This window comes from Stenotrophomonas sp. TEPEL (assembly GCF_004348785.1).
GTDB classification, from domain to species: domain Bacteria; phylum Pseudomonadota; class Gammaproteobacteria; order Xanthomonadales; family Xanthomonadaceae; genus Stenotrophomonas; species Stenotrophomonas indicatrix.
The window spans coordinates 1,475,356-1,494,847 of record NZ_QQXJ01000001.1 but is presented as its reverse complement, the minus strand read 5'-3'; the positions used below and the strand labels follow the sequence as shown (position 1 = coordinate 1,494,847).

The window sequence follows — 19,492 nt, the reverse complement described above, 5'->3', positions numbered from 1 at the left end:
CCGCGGGGTGGTAGTGCCGGCCGCTGGCCGGCAAGATCCGACCCTGCCCTCTGTCACGCCGCACTCCGCTGGCGCGTCCTTGCCCACATGAACGCCGAAGCCGCCTTCCAGACCCACCGCCCGCGCCTGATGGCGCTGGCCTACCGACTGCTTGGCAGCCGTGCCGACGCCGAAGACGTGGTCCAGGATGCCTGGCTGCGCTGGTCCGGCGCCGACCCGGCGGCCGTCCGCGACCCCGAAGCCTGGCTGGTCACCACCACCACCCGGCTCGGCCTGGACCGGCTGCGCGCGGCCAAGCGCGAGCGCGTGCACTACATCGGCCCGTGGCTGGCCGAGCCGCTGGCGGTCACCCTCGAACCCGACCCGGCGCCCGGCCCTGCGCAGCTGCACGCACTGGCCGACGACGTCTCCGTGGCCTTCCTGACTCTGCTCGAACAGCTCGGACCGGAGGAGCGCGCCGCCTTCCTGCTGAAGGAAGCCTTCGACCACGACTACCGCGAGATTGCCGAGCTGATCGGCCACAGCGAGGCCAATTGCCGCCAGCTGGTGCACCGGGCCCGGCAGCGCCTGCAGTCTGGGCGGCCGCGCTTCAATGCCGATGCCAACCAGCACCGGCAGCTGCTGGCGCGTTTCATGGACGCCTCCCAGCGGGGCGACAGCGAGGCCATCCAGGCGCTGCTGCATGCCAACGCGCTGCTGGTTTCCGATGGCGGCGGCGTGGTCACCGCGGCGGTGCGTCCTCTGCTGGGTGCCGAACGCATCGGCCGCCTGTTCTGGGCCATCGCCCGTCGCGGCGCGGCGCATCCGGCACAGCTCGGCTATGTCAATGGCGAACCGGCGATCCTGCGTTTCGAAGGCGACCACCTGCACTCGATCACCACCATCGAGGTAGTCGATGGCCGCATCGCCAATCTCTACAGCGTGCTGAATCCAGAAAAACTGCCTGCGGTTGTCACGCGCCGCGATACTCCGGCGTCCTTGTAGTGAAAGGCGGCCATGGTGGCCGCCGTGGAGCTGAAGATGTCCAACCCTGCCTCTCCCCGCGTTCCCTACACCCGCCTGGCCGCCGATGCCTTCAAGGGCCTGCTCGCCACCAGCAAGGCGGTGCATGACAGTTCGATAGATCCAACGTTGATGGAACTGGTGTTCCTGCGCGTGTCGCAGCTCAACGGCTGCGGCTACTGCATGGACATGCACGGCACCGCGCTGCGCAAGGGCGGCATCGAACCGCGCAAGCTGGATACGCTGCCCGCCTGGCACGAAAGCCGCTTCTTCGACGGCCGCGAGCGCGCGGCGCTGGGCTGGGCCGAGGCGCTGACCCGGTTGACCGATGGCGCACCGTCGCAGGCGGCGTTCGACGCGCTGGCACCGCACTTTGATGAGAAAGGCATCAGCGACCTGAGCATGGGCATTGCAGTGATCAATGCCTGGAACCGGCTGGGGGCTGGGCTGCTGCCGCCGCTGCCGTAAAAGGGGGCCAGCCCGGTGGGACGGGTGCCCGCAGCTGTTGATAGGTGTCGACCTTGGTCGACACGGTAGATCCACGCCATGCATGGATGTGGTTGGGTCGGATCCTTCGCAACGCGAACGGATCCGACCCCGGTGCCCACACGGCTGCCCTGACCCCACCTGCACGTATCAGGCGCGCACAATGGCGGCATGCCCGCCTCTCCCATTGCCGGCGCTGCCGGCGCCAAGAAACCCAGCCTGCGCCAACGCTTCAGGGCGATGCGCAACCTGCCACCGTTCCTGCGCCAGGTCTGGCAGACCAGCCGCGCACTGACCCTGGCCAGCCTCGGCCTGCGCCTGATCCGTGCGCTGCTGCCGGTGGCGATGTTGTACGTCGGCAAGCTGATCATCGATACCGCCCTGCACCTGAGCCAGCACGGAGCCGGTTTTCCGCCGATGGGCGAGGCGCTGTCCAGCGGACTGCTCAATCCACTGCTGGGCCTGCTGGCGCTGGAATTCGGCCTGGCCATCGCCTCGGACCTGCTCGGCCGGCTGGTCAGCTACGCCGATGCGCTGTTGTCGGAGCTGTTCGCCAACGCCACCAGCGTGCGCCTGATGGAACATGCGGCGACCCTGGACCTGGAGGATTTCGAGGACCCGGACCTGCAGGACAAGCTGGACCGCGCACGGCGCCAGACCATGGGCCGGATGAACCTGATGAGCCAGCTGTTCGGCCAGGTGCAGGATGCGATCACCGTGGCCAGCCTGGCCGTCGGCCTGCTGGTCTATGCGCCGTGGCTGATCCTGCTGCTGGCGCTGGCGCTGGTGCCGGCGTTCATCGGCGAGTCGCACTTCAATGCGGCCGGCTACAGCCTCAACTTCCTGTGGACGCCGGAGCGCCGCCAGCTGGACTACCTGCGCCAGCTCGGTGCCAGCGTCGAGACGGCCAAGGAAGTAAAGATCTTCAACCTGCACCGGTTCCTGGTCGACCGCTACCGCAGCCTGTCGGCGGCACTGTTCCTGGCCAACCGCGCGCTTGCCCGGCGGCGGGCGTTCTGGGGCACGTTGCTGGCCGCGCTGGGCACGCTGGGCTACTACACCGCGTATGCGTACATCGCCTGGCGCACGGTGCGTGGCGATTTCTCGATCGGCGATCTGACCTTCCTCGCCGGCAGCTTCCTGCGCCTGCGCCAGTTGCTGGAAGGCCTGCTGATCGGGTTCTCGCAGGTGGCCAGCCAGGCGCTGTACCTGGACGACCTGTATTCGTTCTTCCAGATCGAACCGGAAATCCATTCGCGCAAGGACGCGGTGCGCGTGCCGCAGCCGATCCGCGAGGGCTTCGTGTTCGAGGACGTGGGCTTCCGCTACCCCGATGCTGAGCAATGGGCCGTGCGCCACCTGGATTTCCACCTGCACGCGGGCGAAGTACTGGCGCTGGTCGGCGAGAACGGCGCGGGCAAGACCACCCTGGTCAAGCTGCTGGCACGCCTGTACGAACCGGACGAAGGCCGCATCCTGCTGGATGGGCGCGACCTGCGCGACTACGACCTGGACGACCTGCGCGCCAATCTGGGCGTGATCTTCCAGGATTTCGTGCACTACAACCTCAGTGCCGGCGAGAACATCGGAGTCGGCCAGGTCGAAGCGATGGACGACCGCGCGCGGATCTCAGATGCCGCCCGCCGCGGCATGGCCGAGGAAGTGATCGCTGCCCTGCCCGGCGGCTATGACCAGCAGATCGGCCGCCGCTTCCAGCAGGGCGTGGACCTGTCCGGTGGGCAGTGGCAGAAGATCGCCATTGCCCGTGCGTGGATGCGCGATGCACAGGTGATGATTCTGGACGAGCCCACCGCGGCACTGGACGCCCGTGCCGAGTTCGAGGTGTTCCAGCGGTTCAGGGAATTGGCGGATAATCGTACGGCAGTGCTGATTTCCCACCGCTTCTCGTCAGTACGCATGGCCGACCGCATCCTGGTGCTGGCCGATGGCCGGATCGAAGCCAGCGGCACGCACGAGCAGCTGATGGCACAGGGCGGCCGCTATGCCGAACTGTTCGAACTGCAGGCGGCCGGTTATCGCTGAGAACGCCTCTCGTTCCGCCTAATGAGAACCTGTCTCATTTGAGATAGAATTGTCCCGACGACTTCCGATAGATACGCTCATGTCCTCCGCTTTCGGCGCCGAAACGGTGCTTGAGGTCCGCCACTGGACCGACGCCTACTTCAGCTTCACCCTCACCCGTGACAGCGGTTTCCGCTTCGAGAACGGCCAGTTCGTGATGATCGGCCTGGAGACCGATGCGCGGCCCCTGCTGCGCGCGTACTCCATCGCCAGCGCCAACTGGGAAGAACAGCTGGAATTCTTCAGCATCAAGGTGCAGGACGGTCCGTTGACCTCGCGCCTGCAGCACATCAAGCCAGGCGACAAGGTACTGGTCGGCAAGAAGCCCACCGGCACCCTGCTGATCAGCGACCTGCACCCGGGCAAGCACCTGTACCTGCTGGGCACCGGCACAGGCCTGGCGCCGTGGCTGTCGGTGATCAAGGACCCGGAGACCTACGAGCGCTTCGACAAGGTGATCCTGTGCCACGGTGTGCGCTACGAAAAGGACCTGGCCTACCGCGATTATTTCGAGAAGGAACTGCGCGAGCATGAGTTCCTGGGCGAAATGGTCGGCGACAAGCTGCTGTACTACCCGGCGGTGACCCGCGAGCCGTTCCCCAACCAGGGCCGCCTGACCTCGCTGATGGAAAGCGGCGAGATGCAGCGCACGCTCGGCCTGCCGGAACTGAGCCCGGAAAACGACCGCGCGATGATCTGCGGCAGCCCGCAGATGCTGGCCGACCTGCGCACCGTGCTGGACAGCCGTGGCTTCCAGACTTCGCCGCGCATCGGTACGCCCGGGCACTACGTGTTCGAGCGCGCGTTCGTCGAGAAATAAGCCGCCTCGGTAGCGCCGGGCCATGCCCGGCGGATATCGGTCGCCGGGCATGGCCTGGCGCTACCGGTCAAAGCAGCGCCTCGATGCCGCCGCGCAGCTGCTCCGGCCTGGTGGTCGGCGCATAGCGATCCACCACCTGGCCCTGGCGATCGACCAGGAACTTGCTGAAGTTCCACTTGATGCGGGCGATACCCAGCAGCCCGCGCTTCTGCTGCGACAGCCACGCCCACAGCGGGTCGGCACCCTCGCCATTGACCTCGATCTTCTGTGACAGCGGGAAGCTGACCGGGTAATCGATCGAACAGAACTGGCGGATCTGCGCGGCATCGCCCGGCTCCTGCGCACCGAACTGGTTGCAGGGAAAGCCGATCACCACCAGGCCGCGATCACGATAGTCCTGCCACAGCTGTTCCAACCCGGTGTACTGCGGGGTGAAGCCACAGCGGCTGGCCACATTCACCAGCAGCAGCGGACGGCCCTGGTACTGCGCCAACGCCTGCGGCTGGCCTTCAAGGTCACGGAAGCTGAAATCGTAGGCAGTGGTCATGGCGGTGGGCCGTGTGCGGTGATTGCATGGTACCCGCGCCCGGCCCCGGCAACATGCCTTTTGACACAAGTGCGGGCGCGCCGGGCCGGGTTACCCTCAGGCCCTTGTTTGCCTTACCGGAGTATCGACCTTGACCACCCGCCTTGCCCTTGCCGTGGCCATGACCCTCGGCCTTGCCCTGCCCGCCTATTCGGCCAGCGCCGCCGCCCCGGCCGCCGCTGCCAATGCCCAGCAGGCCAACCCGTTCTTCGCCGACAGCCCGCTGCCGCTGCATTTCCCGCAGTTCGACAAGATCAAGGACAGCGACTTCGCCCCGGCCTTCGACGCCGGCATGGCGCAGCAGCTGAAGGAAGTGGAGGCGATCGCCAGCAACAAGGCCAAGCCGACCTTCGACAACACCATCATCGCCCTGGAAAAGAGCGGTGACACCCTGGACCGCGCGACCACCGTGTTCTTCAGCCTGGTCGGCGCCGACACCAACGACACCCGCAAGAAGCTGCAGGCCGACTATTCGGCGAAGTTCGCCGCGCACAGCGATGCGATCGCGCTGAACGGCAAGCTGTTCGCACGCATCCAGGCACTGTATGACAGCCGCACCACCCTGGGCCTGGACGCTGAAGGCGTGCGCCTGGTCGAGAAGTACTACGACAACTACGTGCGCGCCGGCGCCAAGCTGTCCGAGGCCGACAAGACCAAGCTGAAGGAAATGAACGCCGAGCTGGCCAACCTCGGCACCAGGTTCAGCCAGAACGTGCAGTCGGAAGTGAACGCTTCGGCGATCACCGTCAACGACGTCAAGGAACTGGACGGCCTGTCCAAGGAGCAGATCGCCGCTGCCGCCGAAGCCGCCAAGGCCCGTGGCCTGGACGGCAAGTACGTGATCACCCTGCTCAACACCACCGGCCAGCCGCCGCTGACCAACCTGGCCAACCGTGCCCTGCGCCAGAAGATCTACGAAGCGTCCACCACCCGCGGCAGCCGCGGCGGTGAGTTCGACAACACCGCGCTGGTCGCGCGCATCATGCAGCTGCGCGCCGACAAGGCCAAGCTGATGGGCTTTGCCAACTTTGCCGCCTACAACCTGACCAACCAGACCGCCAAGACCCCTGAAGCGGTCAATGCGATGCTCGGCAAGCTGGCCCCGGCAGCGGTGGCCAACGCCAAGCGCGAAGCCGCCGACCTGCAGGCAATGATCGACCAGGAACAGAAGGCCGCCGGCAAGCCGACCTTCAAGCTGGAGCCGTGGGACTGGGCCTTCTACAGCGAGAAAGTGCGCCAGGCCAAGTACAACTTCGACGAATCGCAGCTGAAGCCATACTTCGAGATGAAGAACGTGCTGGAGAACGGCGTGTTCTTCGCCGCCAACCAGGAATTCGGCCTGACCTTCAAGCAGCGCACCGACCTGCCGGTCTACCACGATGACGTCACCGTCTATGACGTGTTCGATGCCGATGGCAGCCAGCTGGCGATCTTCATCTTCGACCCGTACGCACGCGCCTCCAAGCGCGGCGGTGCGTGGATGAACTCGTACGTCTCGCAGTCCAAGCTGACCGGTTTCAAGCCGGTGGTGGCCAACCACCTGAACATTCCCAAGCCGCCGGCCGGCCAGCCGACCCTGCTGACCTGGGATGAAGTGAGCACCACCTTCCACGAGTTCGGCCATGCCCTGCACGGCATGTTCTCGAATGTGAAGTATCCGTACTTCTCGGGCACCGCGGTGCCGCGCGACTTCGTCGAGTTCCCCTCGCAGGTCAACGAGATGTGGGCCGACAACCCGGCCATCCTGAAGAACTACGCCAAGCACTACCAGAACGGCTCGGCGATGCCGCAGGCACTGCTGGACAAGGTGCTGGCTGCAGCCAAGTTCAACCAGGGCTTTGCCACCACCGAGTACCTGGGTGCGGCCATGCTCGACCAGCGCTGGCACCAGATCGGCCCGGACCAGGTCCCGGCCGCCAAGGACGTGATGGCCTTCGAGCGCGCCGCGCTGGAGAAGGACGGCATCTACTATGCGCCGGTTCCGCCGCGCTACAGGACCCCGTATTTCAGCCACATCATGGGCGGCTACTCGGCCGGCTACTACGCCTACATCTGGTCGGAAGTGCTCGACGCCAACACCCAGAAGTGGTTCCGCGACAACGGCGGCCTGAGCCGCAAGAACGGCGACCACTTCCGCGCGACCCTGCTGTCCAAGGGTGGCAGCGTGGATGCGATGCAGCTGTTCCGCGATTTTGCCGGCCACGAGCCGCAGATCGAACCGCTGCTGGAAAAGCGTGGCCTGACCGGCACCGGCAACTGATCGCCGGCACCGCATAGCGTGAAACGAAAACCGCCCGGGAGACCGGGCGGTTTTTTTGTACGCCATCCACGCATGGCGTGGATCTACCGCAGGGTTGCGTGATCCCAGTAGATCCACGCCATGCGTGGATGCTTTTCCAGATCACCGCGGCGCTACATATCCCCCGGGCACGCCCTCCGGCGACAGCACCAGCTGCCACAGCTGCGCATGCCGGCAGCGGAAGCTGGCCATCGATCCGGCCAGATAGAAGCGCCACATGCGCCGGAAATGCTCGTCATAACGTGCGTCCAGCCGTGGCCACGCCGCTTCCACGTTGCGCCGCCAGGCCTGCAGCGTCAGGTCGTAGTCGGTACCGAAGTTGTGCCAGTCCTCCAGCACGAAGCGCCCTTCGAACGCCCGGCTGATCTGCACCGCCGACGGCAGCATCGAATTGGGAAAGATGTAGCGGGCGATCCACGGATCGGTGCGGTGACGCGAAATGTTGCTGCCGATGGTATGCAACAGCAGCAGTCCCCGCGGCGAGAGGCAGCGCCGGGCCACGTCGAAAAAGCTGCGGTAGTTCTTGTCGCCCACGTGTTCGAACATGCCGATCGAGAAGATCGCATCGAAAGGTTCATCAAGTTCGCGATAGTCCTGCAACCGGATCTCGATCGGCAGGCCAGCGCACAGCGTGCGGGCGAAGTCGGCCTGCTCCTGCGAGATGGTGATGCCCACGCCACTGACACCGTATCGTTCGGCGGCGAACTTCAGCGCCTCGCCCCAACCGCAGCCGATGTCGAGCACGCGCTGCCCGGGACGCAGCCCCAGCTTGCGGCACACCAGATCCAGCTTGGCTTCCTGCGCGCCATCCAGATCGTCGGCATTGCGCCAGTAACCACAGCTGTAGACCAGGCGCTGGCCGAGCATCGCCTGGTACAGGTCATTGCCAAGGTCATAGTGGCGGCGGCCGACTTCGTAGCTGCCCGCCCCGGACTGCAGGTTGAACAGGCGCGCCTTCAAGGCGTCGGCCACCTCGCGCCAGCCGTGCACCCGTTCGTCCAGGTGCGCCTGCATCAGGTGGACCAGGAATTCATCGAGGACGTTGGCATCCCACCAGCCGTCCATGTAGCTTTCGCCCAGGCCGAGTGAGCCGTGCGCGATGACCCGCGCGAAGAAGCGCGGGTCATGCACCTGGATATCCTGCGGCCGGGTTCCATCGATCTGGACCCCGGCCTCGTGGAGCAGGCCGGCAACCCGCTCCTGCAACCCTGTATCCACGTCACCTCCTCGTCTACGGTTACCCGCGTGCGAACAGCTCCACATACTCCTTGGCCACGTGTGGCAACAACACCGAAGCCGGCACATCGGCGGTCTGGGTGCCGTCCGAGTATGGACCCACCTGGTAGGGCGGGAACACGAAGCGCAGCGCGGTGATCTGTCCCTTGTCGTCGGTCAGCGGCTGGAACTGGCTGAAGTTGTCGGCCTGCGGACCGGTGCCGTCGGCGATCATCCGCGAGGCATTGCGCAGCGATTCCTGCAACTGCGACGGGTCCATGTCCTCGCCGCTGAGGCGGGTGGCCACACGCTCGCGCAGCTGGTCGGCGACGAAATCGCTGATCGCTTTCCAGCCCTTGGCATCGGTCACCAGCTTGTCGGCGCTGAGCATCTGCTGCTGCGCCGGCAGCCACACGAAACGAGCTACCAGCGGTTCGCCATGGGCGCCGCCGGTGTAGCGGCTGCCGTCGGCACTGACCACCACCAGCTGCGGCGTCTCCAGCAGCTTCTCGAAGCTCAGCGACAGCTCATAGGGCATGGTCGGCTTGTCGTTGCCCAGCCCGTCCAGCGCCTGCTGCAGATCGCTGCGGGCGGAGGTGGCATAGGCCTGCAGCGCGCGTGCCAGGCCCGGATAACGATCGATGCCCGCCGGGTAGCTGATGCCGACCACTTCACGTTCGTTGTTCTCGATCACATCGCGCAGATCCAACGGCGCTTCCGCTGCGGGTGCTTCGGCGGTGCCGGTGGCTTCGGCCGCAGGTGCGGCATCGGTGGCCGGCGCCGCCTCGTTCTCGCGCTGGCAACCGGCCAGCAACAGCACGCCCATAGCGCCGGCCAGCACGCTGGCGTGCAGTGGCCGGTTGTTTCCAATCTTCATCGGGATCCCCTGTTCATGTTCATGCATCATCGCCTGCCCTGGCTGAAGGGTGGCCCGCTGGATTCAGCCCACAAGCAGATCGTGGTACTCCTCGTGCCGCTGCAGGAAGGCCTCGGCATAGGCACATGCCGGCACCACCTTGTACTTCTGCTCACGGGCGAAACGCAGTGCGACCCGGGTCAGCTCACCGGCAATGCCGCGGCCGGCGATCGGCTCGGGCACTTCGGTATGGGTGATGACCATCCGCCTGCGCTTGATCTGGTACTCCAACAGTGCCACCTGCCCACGCACACGGGCGGTGAAACGGTGGTTGACCTGATCGTGTTCGACCTCGTAAGCCAGACCGGGGGGCGTGACCGAAGCCATGGGACTGTCTCCTGCGGCGACTGCGTGGATGGTGCGCACGCGGGCGCCATGATCGCGTGAAGTCTGAACAGGGACAAGTCTGCGCCCGTTGCGTCAGTTGTTGCCCTCAAGCTTCAGGCCAGCCGGCCGCTAACCCCTCTGCAGGGGTGCGCCAGCCTGGCATGCCCCTTGCGACAGTTGACCAAGCGATCTGCCGTGGAGGCCCGTGATGCACCCCAGCGATTCCCAATCCGATACCGATCACGCCCTGCTGGAGGGCCTGCTGCAACTGGCCGTGGAGGGACAGACCGAAGACCAGGCGTTCCAGAGCATCGGCGAGGAAGTCTTCTCCCGCCTGCTCGATACCTACGGTCAGCAGACCCGGGTCTGACCCGGAGCGAGGCCGCGGCCGCGGGGGTCGGATCCAGTGGATCCGACCCCGGCCACCCTCAGCCGCCGCCGAGGCGGAAGGTCGGGTTGGACAGTTCGCGCAGGAAGTGACTGAAGATGCTCGGCTGCATGGCCAGCATGAAGATCACGCCGAACGCCGCACCGGCCAGGTGCGCGCTGTGGTTGATGCGATCGCCACCGCGCTTGTCCATCCAGATGCTGTAGCCGACGTAGAACGCGGCATAGACGATCGCCGGCGCCGGGATGAAGAACACCAGGATGATCGACCACGGCTTGATCAGGATGAAGGCGAACAGCACCGCCGACACCGCCCCGGACGCTCCGAGGCTGAGGTAGTTCGGGTTCTTCTGGTTCTTCAGGTAGCTGGGCAGGATCGAGACCAGCAGCGCACCGATGTAGAACGCCGGGTAGACCAGGTAGCTGCCGGTCAGCTGCACCATCACGCTCTCGATGAACCCCCCGAAGAAGAACAGGGTGATCATGTTGAAGATCAGGTGCGACCAGTCGGCATGGATGAAGCCGTAGGTGATCAGGCGGTCGTACTGGCGGTGGCGATCCACCGCCGGCGGCCACAGGATCAGGCGATCGGCCAGCTTGCGGTTGTTGAACGCCATCCACGACAGGATGGCGGTGATGGCGATCAACAGCAGATTGACGGGGGTCATGTCAGGCTCAGGCGGTGCGGTAGTTGTCGACCATACGATAGCGTTTCGCATACCAACCGAAGGCCAACGCCGCGACGAAGGCGAAACCGGCGAAGAAGAACATCAGGAATGCCGCCTCGCTCAAGCCGGTACTGGCGATCTTGTGGGTGACCGTGTCGTTGCGTACCGCCGCGTTGGACAGCAGCACCCACAGGTTGCCGATGGTGGTGGTCAGGTTCCAGAAGCTCATCACCACGCCCTTCATCGCCTGCGGGGCCTGGCTGTAGGCGAACTCCAGGCCGGTGGCCGAGACCAGCACCTCACCGAAGGTCAGCAGCGCGTAGGGCAGCATCTGCCAGAAGATCGACATCGCATTGCCGCCATCCATCACCACCTGGATGCCACCCACCACGATCCAGGCCAGGCCGCTGAAAGCGATGCCGGCGGTCATCCGGCGCAGCGCGGTGGGCTCGAAGCCGAAGCGGCGCAGGGCCGGGTACAGCACCAGGTTGTTGAACGGAATCAGGATCATCACCAGCAGCGGGTTGAGCGCCTGCATCTGCGAGGCGGTGAACCAACTCGGCATCTGCATCTGCTGGCCCTGCAGCACCCAGGTCGAGGCCTTCTGGTCGAACAGCGAGAAGAACGGCGTGGTCAGGGCGAAGATCACCAGCACGCGCAGCACCGAGCGCACGCCTTCCACGGCTTCGGCCGGATGCTGGCCACGCGCGCGGTCCAGCTGCAGCCAGGTGCCACCACCGATGCCCGCCAGGATCGAGACCAGCGCCAGGCACAGGCAGATCACGATGCCGAGCGAGCCGACCAGGCCGAACGAGGCCACCGCCAGCACCAGGCCGAGCACGGCGATCACCAGGCCCGGACGGCCCTGGCCGGCCACCCGCGTGGTCAGCGCGGTGCGCACCACATTGGCGAACGAATGCGGGTCCTTCGGCGGCAGCGGCACCAGCACGTAGCGCTTGCGGCCCAGCCAGAACACGAAGGTGGCGATGAACATCAGGATGCCCGGAATACCGAACGCCCACTGCGGGCCCCAGTTCTTCAGCACCAGCGGGATCAGCAGCGAGGCGAACAACGAGCCGAAATTGATGATCCAGTAGAAGGCATCGAAGACGATCTTGGCCAGGTGCTTGTTGCTCTGGTCGAACTGGTCGCCCATGAACGAGGCCACCAGCGGCTTGATGCCACCGGCGCCCAGCGCGATCAGGCCCAGGCCGAGGAAGAAGCCGCCACGGCTGCCCTCGAACAGCGCAAGGCACAGATGGCCCATGCAGTAGACCAGGCTGAACCACAGGATGGTGTGGTACTTGCCAAAGAACCTGTCGGCCAGCCAGCCACCGAGCAGCGGGAAGAAATACACGCCGATCATGAAGCTGTGCATGATGTCCTTGGCTTCACCGGCACGGCCTTCGGCCGTGATTTCCTGCAGCAGCAGGGAGGTGATCAGGAACTGCACCAGGATGTTGCGCATCCCGTAGAAACTGAACCGCTCGCAGGCCTCATTGCCGATGATGTACGGGATCTGGCGCGGCATCTTTCCCTGGCCGGCGATGGGGGCGACTGCGTCGTGGCTCATCCTGTAAGGCATTCCTGCAAAACGAAAGGCGCAAGAGTACCGGAACCCATGCGTGCGAAGCACGCTGCAGGGCTGCATGACAGGCGCGCCAAAGCATGGCAGGCATGTGCGGCTCTGCCGGAAGTCACGGAACCTGCACGGCAAAAGCGTAAACTTATCGTTATGCGCCCCCTCCCCTTTGCCCGCATCCTGTCCAGCTGCCTTGCCCTCATGCTGGCCGTGCCTGCATTGGCACGACCGCAGGCGCCCCCGGCGGCCGGCCTTGCCACGGAGGTGCGGCAATTGACCGTCGCCGCGCTGGAACTGCCCAGCCGTGATGAAGGGCAATGGAAGCAGCGCCGCGAACAGGTACTGCAGCTGCTGACCGATCTGCAGCCGGATGTGATCTCGGTGCAGCAGGTCCTGCAGCAGCAAGGGCGCAACCCGGCCTGCTGGTTGGCCAGCCGGCTGCGCTACAGCTGCGATTTCGTCACCGCAGACCCGCCGAGCCAGCCGGTCCGGCATGGCAACGCGATGCTCAGCCGGCTGCCGGTCAGCGAGGACGGCGTCACCCTGCTGCATCCGCCGGGCACCTTCAGTGCCGCCGGCATGATGCGCCTGCGGCTGGGCGACAATGACGTCAACGTCTACGTCGCGCGCCTGCGGCCGGAGCCGGATGAGGCCACGGCCCGGCAACATCAGACCAGCGACCTGATGACCTGGATCGGCGCCACGGCCGAGGGCATGCCGAGCCTGATCGCCGGGGATTTTTCCGCAAGCACCGTCGAGCTGGTGCGCAGCACGCCCGGCTTCCAGCCGGCCCGGCGCAATCCCGGCGCACCGGCGGCCAGCGGCGGCGGCGCCAGTGGCCATGGGCTGGACGTGCTGTTCCAGGTCAAGCATTTCGGCGGCATCCGCCAGCAGGCGATCATGCTGCCCGCCGATGGCGACCTGCCCGGCCTGCGCCTGGGCGTGATGGCGACGCTGCGGCTGCAGGACGTGGCTGCCACCACCGAATGAGAACCATGAGGTTGCCGGCCAGCGGCCGGCACTACCGATGCGCAAACAAAAAGGGCCGGGGTCTCCCCCGGCCTTCTGTTGAAGCCGCCGGGCATGGCCCGGCGCTACCGTTCTCAGGCGATCGCTTCCTGGTAACGACGCTCGACTTCATTCCAGTCGATGACGTTGAAGAACGCGCCGATGTATTCCGGACGACGGTTCTGGTACTTCAGGTAGTACGCGTGTTCCCACACGTCCAGGCCGAGGATGGGGGTGTTGCCTTCCATCAGCGGGCTGTCCTGGTTGCCGGTGCTCTCGACCACGACCTTCTTGTCCGGGGTCACGCTCAGCCACGCCCAGCCACTGCCGAAACGGGTCAGCGCGGCCTTGGTGAAGGCGTCCTTGAACTTGTCGAAGCCGCCCAGGTCCTTGTCGATGGCCTTGGCCACGTCGCCCACCGGGTTGCCGCCAGCATTCGGAGCCATCACGGTCCAGAACAGCGAGTGGTTGGCATGGCCGCCACCGTTGTTGCGCACCGGACCCTGCAGGTTCTCCGGCAGCGACTTCAGCTTCTTCACCAGCTCTTCGACCGGCAGGTCAGCGTACTCGGTGCCTTCCAGCGCCGCGTTGACGTTGTTGATGTAGGTCTGGTGATGCTTGGTGTGATGGATTTCCATAGTCGCCGCATCGATATGCGGTTCCAGCGCGTCGTAGGCGTAGGACAGCTTGGGCAGGGTGTAGGCCATGATGCATCTCCTGATTGCGAGGGCACCCGACGGTGTCGGGCGTTGCGCGGTGAATGATGGGGACAGACCGCCAGATTACCAAGGGGGATGTAAAGGAAATTGCGTCCTGCAGGTGAGCATGCCGGCAATTGTTACGCAGCGGTGACGCGGCGCGCGCCCTCATGCAGGGTGCAGCGCGCAGGCGCTACAGTGGGCGCACCACCCTCGCCTGCTCCTGCCCATGCGCAACCCCCGGCTGTTGATCGCTGCCATCGTCCTGCTGCTGCTCGGCCTGGTCGTCAATCATTTCCTGCAGCGGCCGCCGCCGCCGCAGTTCGCCCCCGACCTGCAGGGCACTCCGGCGGCCAACGCACCGGCGCTGCGCAACAGCAGCAGCGACAGCGGTCTGCCCGCCTTCCTTCCGGCCGAGGCCCGCCAGACCATCGCGCTGATCCAGCGCGGCGGCCCGTTCCCTCATCGGCAGGATGGCAGCACCTTCGGCAACCGCGAACAACAGCTGCCACAGCGCCCGCGTGGCTACTACCGCGAGTACACCGTCGACACGCCCGGTGCAGGCAACCGCGGCGCGCGGCGCATCGTCACCGGTGGCAACCCGCCCGATGCCTGGTACTACACCGATGATCACTACGAATCGTTCCGCAGCTTCACCGTACCGGCCTCCGGAGAACGTCCATGAGCCACGATGATTTCGGCCTCGGCCTGCATGACATCAACAACGCCGGCGTCTACGCGATCGACAGCTCCGATATCAGCGCGCTGTCGGCAGCGATGCGCGATGCCGACCTGAAGGTGATCCGGATCGACCTGGATGGCGTGGGCGACAAGCGCACCCTGCTGGCGCGGCTGGCGGCCCAGCTTGATTTCCCTGCCGGCTTCGGCGGCAACTGGGACGCCCTGTCTGACAACCTGCGCGACCTGCAATGGCTGCCGGCCCATGGCTATGCGCTGTTCCTGGCCGACGTCGATGCCCTGCGCGCTGGTGCAGGCAAGGAGTTCGACACGCTGCTGGACATCCTCGATGAAGCCAGCCGTGACTGGGTAGGCCGCGACGTCCCGTTCTGGGTGTTCCTGTCACAGAGCGAATGACCAGGTAGAGGCCGACCCTGGTCGGCATCCACGTGAAGCCCATGGATCATCCACGCATGGCGTGGATCTACCCGGCGCAGCTGGATGCACAGTAGATCCACGCCATGCGTGGATGCGGCACCCTATCGGCTGCCGTTATCTTCCTGCAGCTCTTTCTTGAACGGGATATCCGGCGGCGGACGCGCCACTGCGGGCTGGTCCTGCATGTTCGGATCGGTGAGGCCACAGCCGCCGCCGGCCTGCAGGATCGAGATCACGCAGGAAATCTTCGTGCTGGTACCCGGCAACGGAATCTCCATTGCCTTGACACCCTTGCGCACCCATTCGGCAAGCAGCGATTCCTGCGGCACCCAGTACTTGTCGAACGAGGTAGGCGTGTAGTCGTACGGCGGCCGCTTCAGCCATTTGCCGGACGCGGCGATGCGCTCCTTGCTCCAGCCGTCGTTGGCCCCACCGGGTGCGCCGCGCTCGGCCTTGCCGGCCCCGTCCTGGCCGGCCATGCGTACGCTGCCGTCAGCGTTGAACAGACCATCGCCCTTGCCCGCACTGGTTTGCGCGGCGCCCTGGTTGGCACCGTCGCGATTGCGGCTGGAGGCGCCCCAGTCGTCACCGCGGGCGGGCGTTGCCCAGTTGCCCGGGGTTGGTGCCGGACGGGCGCCCGCCTGTGCGGCGGCGGTGCTGGTCGTCGCAGGGCGCGCCACGCTGGCGCTGTTCTGGGCCGAACTGCCGGCGGGTGCCGGCGTCGGCGTGGTCGCGCTGCCTGCCGCAGTCGACGCGGCAGGTTGCGGCGCGGCAGCAACCTCCCGTTCGCGCACCTGCACTTCGCGCCCGGCAGGCGCACGCACCGTGGGCTCGCGCCCTGCGACGGTGGCCATGCGCACCTGCGGATTGGTCATCGCCTGCACTTCGCGCTCGCGCACCTGCACGTCGCGCTGCGGCACGCGTACCTGGATGTCGGTGGTGCGCATCGGCTGCGGCGCCACCGGCGCTTCAACCGTGCTGATTTCGCGCTCCTGCACCTGTACATCGCGCACGCGCGGCGCCTGCACTGCCACCTCGGGCGTGCGTACCGGCGTTGCTATCGGTGCAGCCTGTACCGGCTGCACGCTGCGCTCGCGCACGGTCGGAATGGTGTCGCGAGGCACGATGCTGATCTCGGTGCGCGGCAGTGCGACCGGCGGCACCACGAATTCGGCGGTCGCCTCTGCAACTTCGGTGGCCTGTACCGGCGAGGGCGGCGGTGCGGCCACCGGCGCCGGCTCCGCCTCGGGCGGCGGCGGCATGCTGGCGGTCGGTGCCGTGGCAGCGGCAGTGGAAGACGGCGCAGGTGCAGACGGTTGCGGCCGGGGCGCTGTCGCCGCTCCAGCATCCTGGCCTGCGGCTACGGCACCGGCCTCTGCGGCGGCAACCGCCTCGGTACCGGGTTGGTCGCCGCCGCCTTCCTGTGCAGCACGTCCGACGAATTCAATCTGCACGCGCTCACCCTCGCTGCCCTGCTCGTCCGGCGAAGACGTGCGGATCACCGCCACCCAAAGCAGCAGCAGGAAGAACACCAGATGCAGCAACGCGCTGAGCAGCGCCGAGGTCCAGCGCATCCAGCGCTGGTCACGCGGCGCCGGGTCCCAGTCCTGCCAGAACAGGCGGCGCAGGGACGCCCAGGGCCCCAGCCCCGGCAAGCGCCCCGGAGGCCCGGGCAGCGGCCGCGGCAGCAGCACTGCAATCACCTCGCGCGCGTGGAACGGACGCGGCAGCGGCGTCAGCGTCCGCAGCCAGATCGCCCAGCCGTACGGCAGGCCGGTGCTCTTCTCGAGGATGGGCGGTCGCTGCTGGCGCGCCAGCAGCAGGTCGATGAGTTGCTCGGCTCTGGGCAGAGGCACGCGTTGGCGATCAGGCGGCGTTGCCGCGCGGAATATACGGAGCGTGGCCGCTGTCGTGATCGGTAGCGTCACGCACGGCGGTCACTCCGGGCACACGGCCCATCAAAGTCTTCTCGATGCCCTGCTTGAGGGTGACGTCGGCCATGCCGCAGCCCTGGCAGCCACCACCGAAGCGCAGCAGCACCACGCCGTCGGCCGAGACTTCCTGCACGGCGACCTTGCCACCGTGCGAAGCGAGCTGCGGATTGACTTCGTTTTCCACCACCCAATGCACGCGCTCGACCAGCGAGGCGGCATCGCCGGGCGCTTCGCCCTTGATCCGCGGTGCCTTGATCGTCAGCTGCTGGGTACCAGCGGTACCGGGCACGATGTCGATCTCCGCGCCATCGAGCCAGCCCACGCTGGTGGCGTCGACATACAGGGTGAAGCCATCACAGTCCACCGCCCACTCGTCGCCGAGCAGATCGGTCGGCTCGGCGAACTCCAGCCGGGCATCGGCACGCGGGGTGCCAGGATCGACCGCACTCAAACGCACGCCCATGCCGGGCACGCCCTCGCGTTCGATCAGCTTGCGGAAATGGGTCTGGGCAGTGTCGGAGATCTGGATCATCAGGCTATTCTAGCCAAGTAAGCGTCAGCCGCTCATTCGTTTTATACACCGGCCGGCGCATTGTTCAGTCAACACGAGGTGGAGGAACCCATGGCCGACCTGATTCCGCTGGCACAGGCCCGTTGCGTGCCGCGCAAGGGCAGCGACCACAAGCTGGGCGAGGCCCGGCTGGCTGAACTGCTGCCGCAGGTTCCCGGTTGGGAACTGGCCGAGGCCGGCCAGGCGCTGGTGCGCACGTTCCGCTTCAAGGATTACTACGCCACCATGGCCTTCGTGAACGCGCTGGCCTGGGTCGCCCACGGCGAGGACCATCACCCGGACCTCGGCGTCCATTACGACCGTGCCGTCGTCCGCTACTCCACCCACGACGTGGGCGGCCTGAGCGAGAACGACTTCATCTGCGCAGCGAAGACTTCAGCCCTTACGGAGCAACCGAAATGAACGTGCGATTGCTGAGCCTGTCCCTGCTTGCCGTGACCAGCCTGGCCGGCTGCGGCTCCTCCGAGCAACCGGCACCGCCGGCCGCCCCGCCCACCGAGGTGGCCGCAGTGAAGACCCCGCCGCCGCAGTACCCGCTCGAGCTCGCCTGCACCGGCGTGGGCGGCACCAGCACCTTCAAGGTGGTGATCGGCACCGACGGCAAGCCCAGCGAGGTCACCCTGCTGACCGGCGCGGGCAATGCGCAGCTGGACGAGCTGGCCAAGACCGCCGTGCAGGGCTGGGAGTTCAAGGCCGCTACCCGCAACGGCCAGGCCGTGCCGGCCACGATCCAGGTGCCAGTGAGCTTCAACCCGCCGCAGCCCAAGCCGGACCAGTGCTTCGCCATCGAAGAGAGCCTGCGCCGCGGCGGCTGATCGCCTGCCGGTGACGAGGCCAGCCGACGCCCGCCTCGCCTTTGCCGCCCCGGCCCGTGCCGGGGCGATTGCTCGATGACAAGGAACGCGTCGGTACATGCTGCAGATTCCCCCCGAAAACATCTGGATCGCCCTGGCGGTCACTCTCGCTGCGGGCCTTGCCACCGCCATCGGCAGCCTGCTGGTGCTGTTCTCGCGTCGCCCCAGTCCGCGCCTGCTGGCCTTCGGCCTGGCCTTTGCCGGCGGCGCGATGGTGTACGTCTCGCTGTCGGAGATCCTCAACAAATCCATCGCCTCGTTCGCGCTGGCCTATGGTGAGCGCACCGGCTTCACCTACGGCACCCTCGCCTTCCTGCTGGGTGTGGTGGTGATCGTGCTGATCGACCACTTCATTCCCAACCCGCATGACAGCCTGGACAAGCAGGACCCGGCCTTCCGCGAGAACAGCCGCGAGTACCTGAAGCGGGTCGCCCTGCTGACGTCGGTGGCGATCACCGCGCACAACTTCCCGGAGGGGCTGGCGACGTTCTTCGCGACGCTGGAGAGCCCGTCGGTGGGCATGCCGCTGGCTTTCGCCATCGCCATCCACAACATTCCCGAGGGCATCGCCATTGCGGTGCCGGTGTACTTCGCCACGCAGAACAAGTTCTACGCGTTCGCCGCCAGCCTCCTGTCAGGCCTGGCCGAGCCGGTGGGCGCGGCGATTGGCTATGTACTGCTTTCCGGCTCGCTGTCCCACGCCACGTTTGGCTGGGTGTTCGGCCTGATTGCCGGTGTGATGGTGTTCCTGGCGCTGGACGAGCTGCTGCCGGCGGCCAAGCGATACGCCAAGGGCCACGAAACCGTGTATGGCCTGGTGGCCGGCATGGGTACGCTGGCGATCAGCCTGGTGCTGTTCAAGTGGTGAGGGATTTGCGGCCAACGGGCTGAGCCCCCTCGCGGCTGGCACCCGAACCTTTCTGAATGGTCCCGGGCGGGGT

The 19,492-nt window shown here is 66.3% G+C and carries 21 protein-coding genes; 12 read left to right on the top strand and 9 right to left on the bottom strand.

All coding sequences use genetic code 11. The features are described 5' to 3' along the window. Window positions 1-87: 87 nt before the first annotated feature. From TEP_RS06665 to TEP_RS06650, 4 genes are all read left to right on the top strand, one after another. Window positions 88-984: an RNA polymerase sigma-70 factor gene (locus TEP_RS06665; RefSeq protein WP_132824703.1), complete on the top strand. Its 897-nt coding sequence runs from the start codon at window positions 88-90 to the stop codon at window positions 982-984. A 36-nt stretch (window positions 985-1,020) separates the two neighbouring features. Then, on the top strand, window positions 1,021-1,470 hold the full coding sequence (locus TEP_RS06660; protein WP_132824702.1) for a carboxymuconolactone decarboxylase family protein: 450 nt from the start codon (window positions 1,021-1,023) through the stop codon (window positions 1,468-1,470). A 189-nt stretch (window positions 1,471-1,659) separates the two neighbouring features. Next, complete coding sequence (locus TEP_RS06655; protein WP_132824701.1) at window positions 1,660-3,531, top strand: ABC transporter ATP-binding protein; 1,872 nt, start codon at window positions 1,660-1,662, stop codon at window positions 3,529-3,531. A 79-nt stretch (window positions 3,532-3,610) separates the two neighbouring features. After that, on the top strand, window positions 3,611-4,390 hold the full coding sequence (locus TEP_RS06650) for a ferredoxin--NADP reductase (protein WP_049466610.1): 780 nt from the start codon (window positions 3,611-3,613) through the stop codon (window positions 4,388-4,390). A 67-nt stretch (window positions 4,391-4,457) separates the two neighbouring features. On the opposite strand, the gene TEP_RS06645 is transcribed toward TEP_RS06650, so the two are convergent. After that, window positions 4,458-4,937, bottom strand: a complete 480-nt coding sequence (locus TEP_RS06645; protein WP_132824700.1) for a glutathione peroxidase — start codon at window positions 4,935-4,937, stop codon at window positions 4,458-4,460. 130 nt (window positions 4,938-5,067) lie between these two features. Here TEP_RS06645 and TEP_RS06640 point away from each other — a divergent pair, with 130 nt between their 5' ends. Further along, window positions 5,068-7,236: a M3 family metallopeptidase gene (locus TEP_RS06640; protein WP_132824699.1), complete on the top strand. Its 2,169-nt coding sequence runs from the start codon at window positions 5,068-5,070 to the stop codon at window positions 7,234-7,236. A gap of 141 nt (window positions 7,237-7,377) precedes the next feature. Here TEP_RS06640 and cfa read toward each other — a convergent pair whose 3' ends face one another. From cfa to TEP_RS06625, 3 genes are read right to left on the bottom strand one after another with little or no spacing between them, the layout of a single operon-like run. Then, the gene (gene cfa, locus TEP_RS06635) at window positions 7,378-8,493 is read right to left on the bottom strand and encodes a cyclopropane fatty acyl phospholipid synthase (protein WP_132824698.1); all 1,116 of its coding nucleotides are present in this window, start codon (window positions 8,491-8,493) and stop codon (window positions 7,378-7,380) included. 19 nt (window positions 8,494-8,512) lie between these two features. After that, window positions 8,513-9,394 (bottom strand): DUF3298 and DUF4163 domain-containing protein, encoded by an 882-nt coding sequence (locus tag TEP_RS06630; RefSeq protein ID WP_132824697.1) that lies wholly within the window; start codon window positions 9,392-9,394, stop codon window positions 8,513-8,515. Window positions 9,395-9,430: 36 nt separating this feature from the next. Beyond that, the gene (locus TEP_RS06625) at window positions 9,431-9,733 is read right to left on the bottom strand and encodes a GNAT family N-acetyltransferase (protein ID WP_025876743.1); all 303 of its coding nucleotides are present in this window, start codon (window positions 9,731-9,733) and stop codon (window positions 9,431-9,433) included. A 208-nt stretch (window positions 9,734-9,941) separates the two neighbouring features. Between TEP_RS06625 and TEP_RS19735 the strand changes: the two genes are divergently transcribed. Then, window positions 9,942-10,103: a hypothetical protein gene (locus TEP_RS19735; protein ID WP_165933897.1), complete on the top strand. Its 162-nt coding sequence runs from the start codon at window positions 9,942-9,944 to the stop codon at window positions 10,101-10,103. Window positions 10,104-10,161: 58 nt separating this feature from the next. Here TEP_RS19735 and TEP_RS06620 read toward each other — a convergent pair whose 3' ends face one another. Both TEP_RS06620 and TEP_RS06615 read right to left on the bottom strand, forming a co-directional pair. After that, window positions 10,162-10,788, bottom strand: coding sequence for a rhomboid family intramembrane serine protease (locus TEP_RS06620; protein ID WP_093819014.1), 627 nt, complete (start codon window positions 10,786-10,788; stop codon window positions 10,162-10,164). A 7-nt stretch (window positions 10,789-10,795) separates the two neighbouring features. Then, window positions 10,796-12,361: an oligopeptide:H+ symporter gene (locus tag TEP_RS06615; RefSeq protein WP_132824696.1), complete on the bottom strand. Its 1,566-nt coding sequence runs from the start codon at window positions 12,359-12,361 to the stop codon at window positions 10,796-10,798. A gap of 162 nt (window positions 12,362-12,523) precedes the next feature. On the opposite strand from TEP_RS06615, the gene TEP_RS06610 reads away from it, so the two are divergent. Then, a complete protein-coding gene (locus TEP_RS06610) occupies window positions 12,524-13,360 on the top strand; it encodes an endonuclease/exonuclease/phosphatase family protein (RefSeq protein ID WP_025876740.1) in 837 nt (278 codons plus the stop codon). A 113-nt stretch (window positions 13,361-13,473) separates the two neighbouring features. On the opposite strand, the gene TEP_RS06605 is transcribed toward TEP_RS06610, so the two are convergent. Then, window positions 13,474-14,085, bottom strand: a complete 612-nt coding sequence (locus TEP_RS06605) for a superoxide dismutase (protein WP_005410310.1) — start codon at window positions 14,083-14,085, stop codon at window positions 13,474-13,476. Between the two features lie 220 nt (window positions 14,086-14,305). Between TEP_RS06605 and TEP_RS06600 the strand changes: the two genes are divergently transcribed. Then, a complete protein-coding gene (locus tag TEP_RS06600) occupies window positions 14,306-14,761 on the top strand; it encodes a ribonuclease domain-containing protein (RefSeq protein WP_132824695.1) in 456 nt (151 codons plus the stop codon). Continuing rightward, entirely contained in the window at window positions 14,758-15,171 is a 414-nt protein-coding gene (locus TEP_RS06595; RefSeq protein WP_025876732.1) for a barstar family protein, read from the top strand. The genes TEP_RS06600 and TEP_RS06595 overlap by 4 nt, the downstream gene beginning before the upstream one ends. Window positions 15,172-15,293: 122 nt before the next feature. Here TEP_RS06595 and TEP_RS06590 read toward each other — a convergent pair whose 3' ends face one another. Together TEP_RS06590 and TEP_RS06585 are read right to left on the bottom strand one after the other, a co-directional pair. Next, on the bottom strand, window positions 15,294-17,048 hold the full coding sequence (locus TEP_RS06590; RefSeq protein ID WP_132824694.1) for a hypothetical protein: 1,755 nt from the start codon (window positions 17,046-17,048) through the stop codon (window positions 15,294-15,296). 10 nt (window positions 17,049-17,058) lie between these two features. Further along, window positions 17,059-17,658 carry an NfuA family Fe-S biogenesis protein gene (locus tag TEP_RS06585; RefSeq protein ID WP_049466593.1) on the bottom strand — a complete coding sequence of 200 codons (600 nt, stop codon included), beginning with the start codon at window positions 17,656-17,658 and terminating at the stop codon, window positions 17,059-17,061. Between the two features lie 90 nt (window positions 17,659-17,748). Here TEP_RS06585 and TEP_RS06580 point away from each other — a divergent pair, with 90 nt between their 5' ends. The 3 genes from TEP_RS06580 (at window position 17,749) to zupT (ending at window position 19,419) form a co-directional block, all read left to right on the top strand. Continuing rightward, complete coding sequence (locus TEP_RS06580; protein WP_132824693.1) at window positions 17,749-18,099, top strand: 4a-hydroxytetrahydrobiopterin dehydratase; 351 nt, start codon at window positions 17,749-17,751, stop codon at window positions 18,097-18,099. Continuing rightward, window positions 18,096-18,512, top strand: a complete 417-nt coding sequence (locus TEP_RS06575; protein ID WP_132824692.1) for an energy transducer TonB — start codon at window positions 18,096-18,098, stop codon at window positions 18,510-18,512. Before TEP_RS06580 ends, TEP_RS06575 begins: the two co-directional genes overlap by 4 nt. A gap of 97 nt (window positions 18,513-18,609) precedes the next feature. Continuing rightward, window positions 18,610-19,419 carry a zinc transporter ZupT gene (gene zupT / locus TEP_RS06570; protein WP_132824691.1) on the top strand — a complete coding sequence of 270 codons (810 nt, stop codon included), beginning with the start codon at window positions 18,610-18,612 and terminating at the stop codon, window positions 19,417-19,419. Window positions 19,420-19,492 lie beyond the last annotated feature (73 nt).

Coding starts and splice junctions, on each gene's coding strand:
- TEP_RS06625 (WP_025876743.1), bottom strand. CDS start 9,733: ATGGCTTCGGTCACGCCCCCCGGTCTGGCTTACGAGGTCGAACACGAT.
- TEP_RS06665 (WP_132824703.1), top strand. CDS start 88: ATGAACGCCGAAGCCGCCTTCCAGACCCACCGCCCGCGCCTGATGGCG.
- TEP_RS06585 (WP_049466593.1), bottom strand. CDS start 17,658: ATGATCCAGATCTCCGACACTGCCCAGACCCATTTCCGCAAGCTGATC.
- TEP_RS06615 (WP_132824696.1), bottom strand. CDS start 12,361: ATGAGCCACGACGCAGTCGCCCCCATCGCCGGCCAGGGAAAGATGCCG.
- zupT (WP_132824691.1), top strand. CDS start 18,610: ATGCTGCAGATTCCCCCCGAAAACATCTGGATCGCCCTGGCGGTCACT.
- TEP_RS06605 (WP_005410310.1), bottom strand. CDS start 14,085: ATGGCCTACACCCTGCCCAAGCTGTCCTACGCCTACGACGCGCTGGAA.
- TEP_RS06630 (WP_132824697.1), bottom strand. CDS start 9,394: ATGCATGAACATGAACAGGGGATCCCGATGAAGATTGGAAACAACCGG.
- TEP_RS06575 (WP_132824692.1), top strand. CDS start 18,096: ATGAACGTGCGATTGCTGAGCCTGTCCCTGCTTGCCGTGACCAGCCTG.
- TEP_RS06660 (WP_132824702.1), top strand. CDS start 1,021: ATGTCCAACCCTGCCTCTCCCCGCGTTCCCTACACCCGCCTGGCCGCC.
- TEP_RS06580 (WP_132824693.1), top strand. CDS start 17,749: ATGGCCGACCTGATTCCGCTGGCACAGGCCCGTTGCGTGCCGCGCAAG.
- TEP_RS06655 (WP_132824701.1), top strand. CDS start 1,660: ATGCCCGCCTCTCCCATTGCCGGCGCTGCCGGCGCCAAGAAACCCAGC.
- TEP_RS06595 (WP_025876732.1), top strand. CDS start 14,758: ATGAGCCACGATGATTTCGGCCTCGGCCTGCATGACATCAACAACGCC.
- TEP_RS06620 (WP_093819014.1), bottom strand. CDS start 10,788: ATGACCCCCGTCAATCTGCTGTTGATCGCCATCACCGCCATCCTGTCG.
- TEP_RS06650 (WP_049466610.1), top strand. CDS start 3,611: ATGTCCTCCGCTTTCGGCGCCGAAACGGTGCTTGAGGTCCGCCACTGG.
- TEP_RS19735 (WP_165933897.1), top strand. CDS start 9,942: ATGCACCCCAGCGATTCCCAATCCGATACCGATCACGCCCTGCTGGAG.
- TEP_RS06645 (WP_132824700.1), bottom strand. CDS start 4,937: ATGACCACTGCCTACGATTTCAGCTTCCGTGACCTTGAAGGCCAGCCG.
- TEP_RS06600 (WP_132824695.1), top strand. CDS start 14,306: ATGCGCAACCCCCGGCTGTTGATCGCTGCCATCGTCCTGCTGCTGCTC.
- TEP_RS06610 (WP_025876740.1), top strand. CDS start 12,524: ATGCGCCCCCTCCCCTTTGCCCGCATCCTGTCCAGCTGCCTTGCCCTC.